The sequence below is a fragment of the Chryseobacterium sp. RLHN22 genome, from assembly GCF_051011795.1.
Taxonomy (GTDB): domain Bacteria; phylum Bacteroidota; class Bacteroidia; order Flavobacteriales; family Weeksellaceae; genus Chryseobacterium; species Chryseobacterium zhengzhouense.
Genome location: NZ_JBPCHW010000009.1, coordinates 132,537 through 147,518 on the forward strand (window position 1 = coordinate 132,537; position 14,982 = coordinate 147,518).

9 protein-coding genes are annotated in these 14,982 nt (G+C 36.0%); 8 read left to right on the forward strand and 1 reads right to left on the reverse strand.

All coding sequences use genetic code 11. The features are described from left to right. Window positions 1–179 precede the first annotated feature (179 nt). The 8 genes from ACR1PN_RS11380 to ACR1PN_RS11415 all read left to right on the forward strand — a co-directional run bounded on the left by ACR1PN_RS11380 (window position 180) and on the right by ACR1PN_RS11415 (window position 13,553). The gene (locus ACR1PN_RS11380; protein ID WP_047482351.1) at window positions 180–443 is read left to right on the forward strand and encodes a hypothetical protein; all 264 of its coding nucleotides are present in this window, start codon (window positions 180–182) and stop codon (window positions 441–443) included. Window positions 444–530: 87 nt separating this feature from the next. Beyond that, window positions 531–1,382 carry an ATPase gene (locus tag ACR1PN_RS11385; RefSeq protein ID WP_378180620.1) on the forward strand — a complete coding sequence of 284 codons (852 nt, stop codon included), beginning with the start codon at window positions 531–533 and terminating at the stop codon, window positions 1,380–1,382. A gap of 12 nt (window positions 1,383–1,394) precedes the next feature. After that, entirely contained in the window at window positions 1,395–3,692 is a 2,298-nt protein-coding gene (locus ACR1PN_RS11390) for an NADP-dependent malic enzyme (protein WP_433980131.1), read from the forward strand. A 316-nt stretch (window positions 3,693–4,008) separates the two neighbouring features. Continuing rightward, window positions 4,009–4,593, forward strand: coding sequence for a Holliday junction branch migration protein RuvA (gene ruvA, locus ACR1PN_RS11395; protein WP_378180614.1), 585 nt, complete (start codon window positions 4,009–4,011; stop codon window positions 4,591–4,593). A gap of 6 nt (window positions 4,594–4,599) precedes the next feature. Next, entirely contained in the window at window positions 4,600–11,685 is a 7,086-nt protein-coding gene (gene sprA / locus ACR1PN_RS11400; RefSeq protein WP_433980132.1) for a cell surface protein SprA, read from the forward strand. Window positions 11,686–11,845: 160 nt separating this feature from the next. Then, complete coding sequence (locus ACR1PN_RS11405) at window positions 11,846–12,727, forward strand: lysostaphin resistance A-like protein (protein ID WP_433980133.1); 882 nt, start codon at window positions 11,846–11,848, stop codon at window positions 12,725–12,727. 93 nt (window positions 12,728–12,820) lie between these two features. Continuing rightward, on the forward strand, window positions 12,821–13,198 hold the full coding sequence (gene gcvH / locus ACR1PN_RS11410) for a glycine cleavage system protein GcvH (protein ID WP_378180605.1): 378 nt from the start codon (window positions 12,821–12,823) through the stop codon (window positions 13,196–13,198). 25 nt (window positions 13,199–13,223) lie between these two features. Beyond that, window positions 13,224–13,553 (forward strand): VanZ family protein, encoded by a 330-nt coding sequence (locus tag ACR1PN_RS11415; RefSeq protein WP_433980134.1) that lies wholly within the window; start codon window positions 13,224–13,226, stop codon window positions 13,551–13,553. A gap of 650 nt (window positions 13,554–14,203) precedes the next feature. Here the strand turns inward: ACR1PN_RS11415 and ACR1PN_RS11420 are convergent. After that, window positions 14,204–14,368, reverse strand: a complete 165-nt coding sequence (locus tag ACR1PN_RS11420) for a hypothetical protein (protein ID WP_433980135.1) — start codon at window positions 14,366–14,368, stop codon at window positions 14,204–14,206. Window positions 14,369–14,982: the final 614 nt, after the last annotated feature.

Below are 14,982 nucleotides of genomic sequence, written 5' to 3' on the forward strand. Positions count from 1 at the left end.
GTTGTTAAATTTTTTTTCACATTAAAAATAATTTCTAAATTTAATTTTCAGAACGAAAGAAATTGTACCTGATAAAAAATTCATTTTCAACTTTTTCTGTTGATGGTCTTTCTATCTTGTAGTGCATGATGAGAAATATCTGCGCAAGTTTTTTAAACCACATTAATCTAAATATTTGTATGAAATCTCAAAACAAATACAGAAAATTTCAGCTTCAGCAAAAAAATATTGAAGTTTTGGAAAAAGAAAACTCTCGTTTTAAGAGAGTGTATTCAGAGTACGAAAACATGTCAAATGATCTTTGGGATCTTGAGAATTCGGATGGAGATCCTGTTCCCGACGATTTTATCACAGCTATTCAGTTGCAGACCTCTTATCTGGAAGAAGAGATAGAAGACTGGCTTGTACAATTCAATCAGAACAAAAACGAAATCAAAAGCTAATTTTAATCATAAAAAAAGGTTTCCATATTTGTTTTTAAAGGCTATGTAAAGATAAATTTATAATTTAGCACTCTTAAATTAAGAAATATGGTTGCTATTGTTGATAGTGGTTCTACGAAATCTGACTGGGTAATTCTGGATGACTTTAAAAATGTTTTCCTGAAGACCGAGACTATCGGTTTCAATCCTAATTTTATCAGCAAGGAACTTATTGTACCCGAAATTGAAAAGAATGCAAGCTTAATATCAGTAAAAAATTCGATCACCAAGATTTTTTTCTATGGTTCAGGTTGTGGCGTGAAGCAGAATTGTGATACCATTGAAGAAGAAGTAGGAAAGGTTTTTACCAGCGCAAAAATTGTTGTAAGAGAAGACCTTTATGCTGCTGCTTATGCTGCTTATAATGGTAAGCCTACCATTGTCTGCATTTTAGGGACGGGTTCAAATTCATGTTATTTTGACGGAGAAAATTTGACCATAAAACTTCCTTCTTTAGGTTATCTCATGGGAGATGAAGGAAGCGGAAGTGCCATCGGAAAACAATTGGTACGCAGATTTTTTATGCAGAAACTTCCTCAGGATTTACATCTTGAGTTCAGAGAAACATACGGTTTGACGATTGATGTAGCATTGAAAAACATGTATCACACCACCAGACCGAATGCTTATTTAGCCAATTTCAATAAATTTGTAGTCGAAAGAAAAGATCATCCCTATTTCCAGAATATGGTTTTGGAAGAGATGAAAAACTTTTTCGATTATCAGGTTCTTCCTTATGAAGAGTCTAAAGATGCCGAGATCAACTTTATCGGATCAATCGCTTATTATTACGAAAATATTTTACGTTCTGCAGCGTCAGAACTCCATTTGAATGTGGGGCACATTGTTCAGAAACCAATCGAAAGTTTGGTGAATTACCACATTAAATATATACTTTAAAACAAAAATTCTATGTCAAGCAAAACTCACCGCGACGAAAAAACTTTCAGTCAGGCAGCGTTAGATTATCATAAAACAGAACCGAAGGGGAAGATCGAAGTGATCCCTTCAAAGCCGCATTCTTCTCAGAGAGACCTTTCACTGGCGTATTCTCCGGGTGTTGCGGTTCCGTGTATGGAAATTCACGATAAACCGGAAACAGTTTACGATTACACAGGAAAAGGAAATTTGGTGGCGGTAATTTCAAACGGAACGGCGGTTCTTGGTTTGGGAGATATTGGTGCGGAAGCTTCGAAGCCGGTAATGGAAGGTAAAGGTCTTTTGTTTAAAATTTTTGCCGATATCAATGTGTTTGACATTGAAATTGATGAAAAAGATCCCGATAAATTCATCGAAATTGTAAAAGGTATCGCTCCTACTTTTGGCGGAATCAACCTTGAAGATATTAAAGCTCCTGAAGCTTTTTATATAGAACAAAGATTAAAGGAAGAATTGGATATTCCTTTGATGCATGACGATCAGCACGGGACAGCGATTATTTCTGCGGCAGCATTAATCAATTCACTCCAGATTGCAAATAAGAAAATTGAAGAAGTAAAAATGGTAGTTAACGGAGCGGGAGCTGCTGCTATCGCATGTACCAATTTATATATTGCATTAGGTTTAAAGAGAGAAAATGTCTTGATGTGCGATTCCAAAGGGGTCATCAATCACAAAAGAGAAAATCTTACTCCTGAAAAATTAGATTTTATCGCGCAGACAGATATTGAAACGTTGGAAGATGCGGTAAAAGGTTCAGACGTTTTCATTGGTTTATCTAAAGGAAATGTGATGAGTCCTGAAATGCTTTTAAGCATGAACGAAAATCCGATCGTTTTCGCTTTGGCAAATCCTGATCCTGAAATTGCATACGATCTTGCTGTTGAAACCCGTAAAGATGTGATCATGGCAACGGGAAGAAGTGATTATCCTAATCAGGTGAATAACGTTCTTGGTTTCCCGTATATTTTCCGTGGAGCATTAGATGTTCAGGCAAAAGGAATTAATGAAGAAATGAAACTGGCTGCAGTTCATGCTATTGCTGATTTGGCAAAAGAACCGGTTCCTGAAGCCGTAATTTTAGCATACAATGTTCAGAATTTACAGTTTGGAAGAGAATATTTCATTCCGAAACCTTTCGACAACAGATTAATTACCAAAGTTTCAAGTGCTGTTGCAAAAGCGGCAATTGCAAGCGGCGTTGCCAGAAAAACCATCGCAGATTTCGACGAATACGAAACTCAGCTTCTCGACAGAATGGGAAGAGATGAGAAATTGGTAAGAATGATGCAAAACCGTGCAAAAGCAAATCCAAAGAGAATTACTTTAGGAAATGCTGAAGAATATAACGTTCTGAAAGCTGCCCAGATTTTATATGAAGAAGGAATTGCACATCCTATTCTTTTGGGGGACAAAAAATATGTAAAAGAGCAGATGGAGCGTTTCGGAATTAATCTTGATGTTCCGATTATCGATCCGAGTGATGATGACCAGAAAGAAAACAGAAAAAAATACAGAGAAACGCTTTGGAAGCTTCGTCAGAGAAAAGGGATGAACGAATACAAAGCGAAAAGATTTGTTCGCCAGAGAGATTATTTTGGTCCGTTGATGCTGAAACATGGCGATACCGACGGATTAATTGTCGGCTTCTCTAAAAATTATGTTTCTACTTTGAGACCTGTTTTAGAAGTTATCGAAAAAGATAAAGGTGTTGATAAAGTGGCAGCAATGATGATGATTTTATCTGAAAAGAAACCTATTTTCTTTGCTGATACCTCAATCAATCAAAACCCTTCAGCTGAAGATTTGGTTAATATTGCTAAAATGGCAGAACATACCGTGAAATCTTTTGCGATCGAACCAAGAATTGCCATGTTAGGTTTTGAAAATTTTGCTGCAATTTCCGACACTTCCAAGAAAGTAGCAAAAGCAGTAAACATTCTTCACGAGAAATTCCCGAAAATGATTGTTGACGGAGAAATTCAGCCTGATTTTGCGATGGATGCGGATCATTTGAGCGATTATCCTTTCTCTAAATTAGGAACTACCCCTGCAAATACATTTATATTTCCGAATCTTGAATCGGCAAACCTTTCATATAAAATCATCAGAGGAATGAAGGTAGCGCAGGTAATCGGGCCAATTCTGATGGGATTAAAACAACCTGTTCACGTTTTACAAATGCGTTCAAGCGTAGATGAGATTGTGAACTTGGCAACGATCGCTGTTTTGGATGCTCAGAGAAGAGAAGGTAAAAGTAAGAAAGACTAAGGGAAAAGAGTCCACAAGGGCCGATTTTCTAAAGAATAGCATAATATTCTATCAGATATAAATTATGAAACCCGGTTTGAATTTAGAGAATTCAAACCGGGTTTTTACATTTTTAGAAACTATTAAAGCAGTAAAAAACACATAATAATTTATATAAATAATTAAGTGAAAGTTGAAGAAAAGCTTTTTAGAGTTTACACTTTAACACACATTTTCTTGTTGGTGCTGTTGAAAAATACGTTAAAAACTATTCTTCTCTGAAATGAAAACATTACTTAGTTTAAATTACTATATTTGGAAGTTATAAAAATTAATAATGATATTTTCCCTACAGGGCATCGTTCAGGAGCTTACACCGACTTACGCTGTGATCAACGTAAATGGAGTGGGCTATTATACCGGAATCAGCCTCATGACTTCTCAAAAACTTACTTTAAATAAAGAAACATTTCTTTTTATCCAACAAATTATTCGTGAAGATGCCCATCTGCTTTTCGGGTTTAACAGTCGTTTGGAAAAAGAAATGTTTAATCTCTTAATAAGCGTTAATGGGGTAGGTGCTGTTTCCGCACTTATTTTACTTTCGACTTTAAGTCTTGACGAAATTGCTTCTGCCATACTTTCCGGTAACAGCGCATTGATTCAAAAAGCTAAAGGAATCGGAGCAAAAACAGCTGAAAGAATCATTGTAGATTTGAAGGATAAAGTACAAAAATTCAGTAATCCGGAAGAGAATATTTCTTCTTTTGCGAATAATAAAATCAAGGATGAAGCGTTATCTGCATTAGAAGTTTTAGGGATTCCTAAAAGATCCAGCGAGAAAATTGCAGACCGCATTTTAAAGCAAATACCGGAAACATCGGTAGAAGAATTAGTAAAACAAATCTTAAAAAATATTTAACATTTGGTGAAAAATAATAAGTTTCTCAGTATCTATATATTCTTGTCATTTTTATTGGGTTCAATAAATATTTTTGGGCAAGAACAAAATCAGCAGAATTCTTCTATAAGGAAGAATTTTGAGATTACCGACCCGACCTATTATGAAGCGTATTACGATATCAAAACCGGGATGTACTACGTATATCCTAAAATAGGTAATACAATAACGGGGCCAGGCGTTGCGATGTCACCGGATGATTATAAAGAATTTATGTTGGCGGAGCAGTCTAAAGCTTTTTACAGGGATAAAGCTGACCGTTATAACTTAATGTTCAGAAAAGATAAATCGGAGGCGGCTAAAAAAGGACTTATTCCTTCATTGACAATTAACAACAGGCTTTTTGAGTCGATCTTTGGAAGCAATAAAATTGAAATTATTCCTTCGGGGTATGCCTCATTCGATTTTGCAGGATTGTATCAGAAAATTGATAACCCTCTAATTTTACCACAAAACAGAACCAGCTTTACTTTTGATATTGATCAGAGAATTCAGCTTGGTTTGGTAGGGAAAGTAGGAGAGAACCTGCAGTTAAAAGCTAATTACGATACACAGAGCGGATTTGCATTTGAAAACCGAATGAATTTGGTTTGGCAGTCAAAAGGTACTTGGAGAGATCTTCAGACAAAAGGCCTGAATGACGTAAATAAACCCAATGCAGGAGGGGAAGATAAGATTATCAAAAGGGTAGAGTTTGGTAATGTGAATATGCCGTTATCCACAAGTTTAATTCGTGGTTCGGAGTCTCTATTTGGAGTAAAAACTGAATTCCAATTAGGAAAAACATTTGGTACAGTGGTGCTTTCCCAACAACAGGGGGAAGCCAGAAATATTGTTGTACAGGGTGGTGGAACGATGAATACATTTAAAATAAATGCAATCGATTATGAAGAGAATCAGCATTATTTTATTGGTCAGTACTTCCTGAATAATTATGACAATGCCTTACTAAATTATCCTCAGATTAATTCAAGAATCAGTATTTCCAGAATGGAAGTATGGGTTATGGATCAGGGAAATTCAAATTTATCATACCAGAAAAGTATTATCGGGATCAGAGACTTGGGTGATGGCGCTTCAGGTTTACCGGATAATTCGCAGAACGGGCTTTATCAGCAAATTAATTCAGCAATAGGAACGCCAAGAGATCCGAGTAAGGATTATCTTCAGAATCTTCAAGGACAGACTTTTCCGGGAAGTACGGTACCTTATGATACCGGTGAGCATTTTGCATTAAGTAGAAAGGCAAGAAGACTAAATACAAATGAATATACCTATCATCCGCAATTAGGATACATCTCCTTAAATCAGAAACTAAACGACCAACAACTTTTAGCAGTTTCATTTTCGTATACGGTCAATGGAACGAACCAGGTTTACAAGGTTGGGGAATTTTCAGAAGAAAGTCCTGTAATAGTGACCAAACTTTTAAGATCAAATACAAAAGTAGACGTTCAATCTCCGATGTGGAATCTGATGATGAAGAACTTTTATTCTTTAGATGCCGCACAAGTGGATCAGGACGGATTTATTTTGAATGTATATTACCGTGATGCTCAAACCGGAGGTAAAGTAAACTATCTTCCGAATACAAATGTTGCCGATACGAATTTATTGAAATTGTTAAACTGGGACCGTTTGAATGTGAACGGAGATTTACAAAACAATGGAGGTGTCTTAGGTGATGGAGTTTTTGATTTTGTGGAAGGAATTACCATAAAAAAAGATCAGGGCAGAATTATGTTTACCAAAGTACAGCCATTCGGAAGTTATATGGCACAGGTATTAGGAAGCAATAATCCTCAATATGTTTATTCAGATTTATATTCACGACTTAAAGGTCAGGCTACTGATGGAAATCTTTCTCAACGTTATACTATAGAAGGGCGTTACAAAGGTGCACAAGGACAGGGAATTTCTTTGGGAGCTGTAAATGTACCACAAGGTTCGGTAAAAGTTTCTGCAAACGGAGTACAGCTTACCGAAGGGATTGACTATACTGTTGATTATATGCTGGGAACTGTTACCATCATCAATGAGACAGTAAAACAATCAGGGCAAGCGATTAATATTTCATTGGAAAACCAGTTAACTTTCAATACCCAAAGAAAAAGATTTTTAGGTTTAAATTTAGAAAGAAGAGTAAGCGAAAACTTTATCTTTGGGGGAACAGTGGTCAATTATTCCGAATCTCCGCTTACCCAAAAAGTAAACTATGGTCAGGAAGCCGTAAATAATACCATGGCGGGAGTGAATATGATGTACAACAATCAGCTTCCTTTCCTGACAAGATTTACTGATAAAATTCCGGGAATTAATACCGAAGCTCCTTCTAACTTAAATTTCAAAATGGAAGCAGCCTATTTGCTTCCGGGAATCAATAAAGGAACAAATGATCAGTCCTACATCGACGATTTCGAACAAACTACATCAAAAATATCTTTAAAAGAACCAACAGCATGGAGCTTGGCATCAAAGCCTGAAAAAAACCAAAGCAATCCACTTTTTGCAGGTGCAGGAACCAATGATGACATTACTAACGGATATGGAAGAGGTTTGCTGACGTGGTACAACATCGATCCAAGATTCTGGGGAGTAGGAGGAAGAGCTCCGCAGGGAATTACTGCCGAATCTGTTTCCAATCATGCATCAAGACGTGTACAGCTTTCTGAAATCTTCAACAACAGAGATTTTGTAGCAGGAGAACAGACCTTTACCAATACTTTTGATATTTCTTATTTCCCTCAGGAAAAGGGACCTTACAATGCCAATCCGGCAACCGAAACTACGGCACAAAGATGGGCGGGAATCATGCGTCCGATAAGTGTTTCCAATTTTGTGAATTCAAACATTGAGTATGTTGAATTCTGGATGATGGATCCTTATGCGGATGGGAATAACTTAGGAGCTAATCCCAAACTTTTGCTGCAATTAGGAAACGTTTCTGAAGATATTCTTAAGGATGGTTTGATGCAGTATGAAAATGGTCTGCCAACAGGAGGAATTCCTTCAACAACTACTACATCCAATTGGGGAATCCAGCCGAAGCAACCACCAATTTTGTACGCTTTCTCAAGTGAAGGAGGAGACAGAACCGCACAGGATTTAGGTTATGATGGTTTGAGCTCTGACCAGGAAGCCATGAGATTCGGAAATACTTTCGTCAATCCGGTTACTAATCTTTCAGATCCGGCTGTAGATGATTTCGTATTTTATATGTCTGATAAGTTTACGGGAAACCAGGCTTCTTCAATTGTTCAGCGATACAAATATTTCAGAGGCCCCGAAGGGAACTCACAGAGCAATTCATTAGAAGTTTCTTCACAGACTCCGGATGCAGAAGATATTAATAAAGACTATAACTTAGACCAAACAGAAAGTTATAACGAATATGTTGTTAAACTTGATCAGGCTAGTTTATCTGCAGGAACAGGTAATTATATTGTTGATCAGAAAACGGTACAGGCTACGTTTCAAAATGGGAAGACTGATGATGTGAAATGGTATCTTTTCAGAATTCCTGTTTCAGATTTTGCTAAAGCAGATGCAGGCGGAGAAAAAAAACTATCGATCCTTAATAATGTAAGATTCGCAAGAATGCTTTTAACAGGTTTTGATCAAACATCAACTCTAAGATTCGGAACAATGGATCTGATCAGATCAGACTGGAGAAAATATTCAAAAAATATTGCAAAGTATCAAATTACAGGTCCATTACAACCAATTATACCTGATCCTGCAACAGATGAAGGTTTAACTAATGTTGATAATGAAGACTTTGAGGTTGGTAGTGTAAATATTGAAGAGAATGCCCTAAACCAGCCGCCTTATGTACTTCCTCCGGGAATCGACAGACAGGTTCTCAGTGGAAATGCAGGTGCACAAAGACAAAATGAATCTTCTTTGTATATGAAGGCTAATGATCTTCTTGCTAACGAAGCAAGAGGTGTTTTCAAAAATACGACTCTTGACATGAGAAGATATAAGAAATTGAAAGTTTTTGTACATGCTCAGGATCCTACAAATCGTGCAACAGGAATAGACGAGAAAACTAAATTCTTCATTCGTTTTGGTAGTGATGCAACAGATAACTATTACGAATATGAATCTTCACTTAAAATTACACCGAGAAATGCAACGGCTCCAATGGAAATTTGGCCGTTCGAAAATGAGGTAGATCTTAATATTCAGGAGTTTGTTGATGCTAAAATCAGAAGAGATAAAAATAGTGCAAACAAACTTACAGAAAGAATATTGGATTCTGAATTTGGTGGTGGAGACACAGAGAAAAAGATCTACATAAAGGGTCGTCCGAGTCTCGGTAATATTACTACGATTATGATCGGTGTAAGAAATGCTAGTGATGTGGGAAGCGCGTCAATAACAAGAATTCTGTGGGTAAACGAAATCCGTCTTTCTGAAATTGAAAACGATGGTGGTTATGCAGGAAATGCAAGCTTGAATTTCAATTTAGGAGATTTTGCTACCGTTAATACAAGTGGTTCTTATTCTTCGGTAGGTTTTGGAAATATTGATTCTAAACCGGCAGAAAGAAGTCAGTCTACCCAATCAGCGTTCAGTATCAATACTGCTGTGAATGTCGATAAATTCTTGCCGGAAAAATCCGGGATGAAGATTCCGGTGAACTATTCTTATTCACAGACCATCGAAGATCCGAAATATAATCCGTTGGATACTGATGTTGAATTCAGCAAGGCTGCAAACAGAGAAGAACTTAAGAAGGTTGCGAGAACATATACTCAGCAAAGAAGTTTGGGAGTTGTGAACATGCATAAAGAAAGAGTAAAGCCAAACAGCAAACCAAAGTTTTATGATGTAGAAAACCTTTCTCTTACTGCGGTGTACAATGACGACCATTACCGTGATATTTATACCAAGAAAAATTACAGACAATATTTGAGAGGATATTTAGATTACAATTATACTTTCAAACCGTGGGTGATCAGACCATTCAACAAAATGATCAGCGATACGGCAAAGTCTACAAAGTATCTGAGATGGGTAAAAGAATTTAATTTTAATCCGATCCCGACAAGATTGTCTTTCAGAACTGAGCTCGACAGAAACTATAACGAGCTTGAATTTAGAAATATCGATGCTATTTTAAGTGGAAATCTTAATGATGATTTTGCTGCTTTGAAAAACAGGAATTTCTATTTCGGGTGGCAATATGGTTTAGGATTTAATTTTACAAAATCTTTAAAACTTGAAATCAACTCCGCAACAAGAACCTTGAACGACAATATCGATGTAAATACGATGGATACTTCCTCGATTTTCGGAAATATGTTCAGATCAGGAAGACCAGTTTTGTATAACCACAGAGCTCAGTTGAATTATAAATTACCATTCCAGTATCTTCCTTATCTTGATTTCATTGATGCTGAAATCGGTTACGGCTTCACCTACAACTGGAATGCAAGATCTACGGCTCTTCTTGCGAGTCCTGAAGGAAGTTTGGGCTCAATCGGGCAGAATACCAATATTATTTCGGCAAATGCTTCTGCGGATCTTCCGAAGTTCTTTGGGCAGTTCAGCTACTTCAAAAGAATGTCTGCTACTCTTCAAAAGCGTAAGCAGGAGCAGGATTCTCTGAACAACGCTTATACCCAGGCTTGGGAAAAAAACAGATATGCTTACAAAAAATATAAGTTTAAAAATAAGTTGTCTGTATTGCAGAGTGCAGCATTTTTACTGACTTCTTTCAAGCAGTTAAATGTTACTTATTCTGAAAATAACGGAAGTGTTCTTCCTGGATTGTTATCTGCACCAAATGGCTATGGCTATGGTCAGACTTTAGGTGGTCCTACCATTGGTTTCTTATTCGGTTCTCAGGCAGACATCAGACGTACCGTTATGGAAAGAGGCTGGGTGAGTAATTCTGAATTTATGATTGACCCTTATGTCAAAATGTCAACCCGGGAATTGCGAGCCGACTTGCAGGTGGCGCCGATCAATGATTTCAGGATAGATTTTAATGTGTTGAATACATACAACAGAAACTTTTCGCATACAGGTTTTAATTATGTGGATGCGCAGACAGGTTTTGCAAATCCGAATCTTACATTTGCTAGCGATATGGTGTCGTATTCAAATACGGTAGTGCTTCTTAACTCATCCTTTAAAGAAAGCTCATACATCTATGATGCTATCAGGACAAATGCAAGAGCCATTTCTCAGCAGATGGGAGGGGCACTAAATCCGGACGGTTATACAGATGGTCATAGTATCTCAAATGCTTATGTTTTAATTCCTGCATTCAGGGCAGCAATGGAAGGGAAAAATCCGGAAAAATTAGGTAATCCTAAAAAGTCTGGACTTCCGATTCCTAACTGGAGAATTATTTATTCGGGATTAAGAAATATACCGATCATCAATGGGCAGTTTACAAAATTTGATATTCTTCACAGTTATACTGCGACCTATACGGCAACCGGCATTCAATCCAATATTGATTATTTTAATATTGCTAATGACCCTGAAAGCTCGCAGCGTGATGTCAATAATAATTTTATTAATCCTTATACATTCTCTCAGGTAGGATATACAGAATCTTTCTCACCATTGATCGGTGTGGATGTGACGATGAGAAATAATATGCAGTTCGGTATTCAGTATAATAAAATGAGAACAATGATTCTTGGTTTGGTAAACCATACGCTTACCGAAGATTCAAATACTGAATATGTAGTGAGATTAGGATATATCGTAAGAAACTTCAGATTGGGTACCAATAACCAGAGAGGTGCAAAAGCTAAAGGTTCTGATCTGAACATCCGTGGTGATATTTCACTTCGTGACAGCCAGACAAGTATTATGAATATATTACTGAATGATTCTCAGATTACGGGTGGACAAAAATTAATGAACATTAAGCTTTCTGCCGACTACAACGTCTCTGAAAACCTTAATCTGCGTTTATTCTACGAACAGATGACCTCTAAATACAAAATTTCAACAGCCTTTCCGCTGTCGACCATCAGGGCGGGAATTTCTGCAACATTTACTTTCGGTGATTCCGGAGGTTTCTAATTCTAAACTTCAAATCCCTTTCGAAAAAGAAAGGGATTTTTTATTTCACAACTATTGGAAGATAATATTCCAATTACTATCTTTGATAAGTAAAAATAATTAATTTAAATCAGAATAAAAGATGCGCAGTTTTGTGTGTCTTTTGTTTTTAATAACCAATATGAAAACTTTAGGCAGAGAAGGAAAAATTTATCACGAAAATTATTTATTGAAATATGGGTTAGTTATTTTTGTTGCTTCACTAATCGTTAATATTATTTGGTCTTATTATAATACATCCGGATTTTCTTCCCGCGTTATCCGTTTCAATAATTTTACTTTAATTCATTTTATTGCTGCGTTTACTATTGCACCGGTTGTGGAAGAGCTTATTTTCCGGGGGATTTTTACAGGAAAGAAGATTTTTAAATATATTACCTATTTAGGATCGATTGGATATTTGCTTTTGCTGCAAAATTATTATTTGATTCTTTTGCTTCTAATATTCATTGTTTTATTTGAATTAGGAAAGAAAAAACAGATTAGTAGTTATATTTATTATATCAATGCTTTGCTTTTTGGCTTCATGCATTATGAAATAAATGATCTGAAAATTGCTGATACTTGGATCGGTATTGTGATGACTGCCTCAATAGGACTTGTTTTAATATGGGTGACTCTTAATTTAGGGTTACTCTTTTCTATGCTATTACATGCACTTAATAATTTTTTTGCAGTTGCTGTTATCATAGCTGCTCATGAAAATTCAGATATGAGTCTGAAAAAAATTGAAACTAAGGATTTCACAATGGAATATCAACCTGTTTCATTTTTTGTACAAAACGGAAATATGCAAACGGATGCTGGTACATTTTTAAAGGCAGAAAATATGAGTATGTCAGTCATTCATGGTTCCATTTGCTTCAACGAGCAGCTTGATGATATCTATATTGGCAAATTCAATATCTCTATTCAAAGAAAGCAAGACAGTAACAAGAAACTCGACTGCACTTCTTTGCATCAGCTTTTGGATATGGCTGAACTCAAACAAAACAATGAATAAAGCTAATATTTGAAACACTTAAATATTTCCGAATTTTATTGGAGCATTACCGTATTTTTGAATAAATTTGTCAACATTAAAAAAGAAAGAAAAATGAATACACCGTCAGAATTAAAGTACACTAAAGATCACGAATGGATCAAGATCGAAGGCAATATTGCTACAATTGGTATTACAGACTTTGCGCAGGGAGAGCTGGGCGATATCGTTTATGTAGATGTAGATACGGTAGATGAGGAAATCAGCGGTGGAGATGTTTTCGGAAGTGTAGAAGCTGTAAAAACGGTTTCAGACTTATTCTTGCCTATTTCTGGAAAAGTTATTGAATTTAACTCAGAATTAGAAGATCAACCGGAATTATTAAACTCAGATCCTTATGGAAATGGATGGATCATCAAATTAGAAGTTGCTGAGGGTGCAGATCATTCAGAATTGCTTTCTGCAGAAGAATACCAGGCTATCATTGGATAAAATTTCAAACATATTTATAAAGATATTGCCCATTTATTGGGCATTTCTTACTTATATGCTTCTGCGTCCCGGCGTCGAAAACCATGAATATTTCTTTATGTTTGATGGAATTGACAAGGCTTTACACTTAAGCATTTTTGCAGCATTAGGCTTCTGTTTCATTGCTGCTTTTCCTAAAATCAAATTTTCTTATTACTTTCAGATTATTCTGATCTATGCCTTCCTTACAGAAATCTTACAGGAAGAAATGGGATTCGGTAGATCCATGGAAACCTTAGACATTGTAGCAGATACTATCGGCTGTCTTATCGGGTATTATATATATAGGATATTTATCAAAAGATTTTTTAATTAATTTTTTGAGTAAACTTTCATTACCTATACTTTTTCAGAACTCTTATTCTCCACGTTAAAAATTATTATTAGAAGCTATTTCCTGCTCTACACACTCGCTATTTTTTATATTTTGGTTTCGGCGGCTTTGCCGCCGAAACCAAAATATAAAAAAATGAGCTCAAACAAATGCTTCGATCAGGGCTAAGAAATAAGTTTGTAGTAAAATTCTTTGTCATTAGTTTAAATCTCAATTTTCAAATTTTGAATTTCGAATATTCAACCTCTTTAGTTTGCTTCCTAAATAATGGAAATTTGAAGTTACGAAATTCAGCTCCTGCGGAGCTGAACCTTTGTAAAAAAAAACAATATCCCCAAAAAAATTATAGCTCCTTATGAGCGGCACATAATCTTACCTCTCTTCGCTACTCTTGCTTAAACAATATCCTTTCCAGTTCGATTCACCCCAATCCTCCCCATATTCAGCTCCGGAGGAGCTGAACCTTTGTAGAAAAACAATACGCCAAAAAATTATAGCTCCATCGGAGCGACACATAAATTACCTTTCTTCACTATATTTTGTTTAAACAAAATGCTTTCCACTGCATCTCGTCCAAATCTTCTTTCACTATCAGCCTGCGATACCCCGCCTCCCGTACCCCGTCTCTTATTCTAAAACTCGTATCCCACATCCTGTATCAAAATAACCATCTTCTCATGTCCATCTCCAATCCTCACGCCCTTAAATCCACACATATATTTTTTTGCTTCCTTACTGAAAAACCTGCATCCTGTATTTAATATGTTTCTTTCACCATCTCGGATTTCACCCTTCATTTTTAAACTAATGTCCTTTGTTCCAATTTCAACCCCTCAACATTAAACTTTCACCCCCAACCCTGAACTTTGAATCCTGAATCCTTGCGATTAAACATTAGTTTAAAATTTTCCCACCACTCAACCAGCAAGTTAAGGTTGAATATGAATTAAAATTAAACTTTATGTTAAATAAATTAGGATTGTATAGGTAAAAGTTTCTACTTTTGCCCCACTGAAAAACGAGAGATATTCAGTAAGCGCAGAAGAGCTTTTAGATAAGCGTATAACATTAAGGAATCACTTTTATTAGGGATGGGATTATAAAATATAACGCATCAGATAATAAAGAAACCAATCGAAAAAAACTTTTAATTTTCAGAAATAAAAGTTGCGAAGTTAAAAAAGATTTGTATCTTTGCAGTCCGGTAAAACGGAGAGTAGGAGTGAGATTGGCAAAATGAAAAACAAAGGAGTTAAGGTCATCAAAAAACTTTAAAAAATCTTTAAAAACATTTGGTCAATAAAAAATAAGTTATTACTTTTGCACTCGCAAATACGGAGCGAAACTGACAGAAAAGTAGCGACGTAAAAAAAGCGGAAGATTTGAAGATCATTGACATACAATATAACAA

Bases quoted from the DNA above. Each gene is read 5' to 3' on its own strand.
- ACR1PN_RS11420 (WP_433980135.1), bottom strand. From the start codon at position 14,368: ATGAAGGGTGAAATCCGAGATGGTGAAAGAAACATATTAAATACAGGA.
- ACR1PN_RS11385 (WP_378180620.1), top strand. From the start codon at position 531: ATGGTTGCTATTGTTGATAGTGGTTCTACGAAATCTGACTGGGTAATT.
- ACR1PN_RS11405 (WP_433980133.1), top strand. From the start codon at position 11,846: ATGAAAACTTTAGGCAGAGAAGGAAAAATTTATCACGAAAATTATTTA.
- ruvA (WP_378180614.1), top strand. From the start codon at position 4,009: ATGATATTTTCCCTACAGGGCATCGTTCAGGAGCTTACACCGACTTAC.
- gcvH (WP_378180605.1), top strand. From the start codon at position 12,821: ATGAATACACCGTCAGAATTAAAGTACACTAAAGATCACGAATGGATC.
- ACR1PN_RS11390 (WP_433980131.1), top strand. From the start codon at position 1,395: ATGTCAAGCAAAACTCACCGCGACGAAAAAACTTTCAGTCAGGCAGCG.
- ACR1PN_RS11380 (WP_047482351.1), top strand. From the start codon at position 180: ATGAAATCTCAAAACAAATACAGAAAATTTCAGCTTCAGCAAAAAAAT.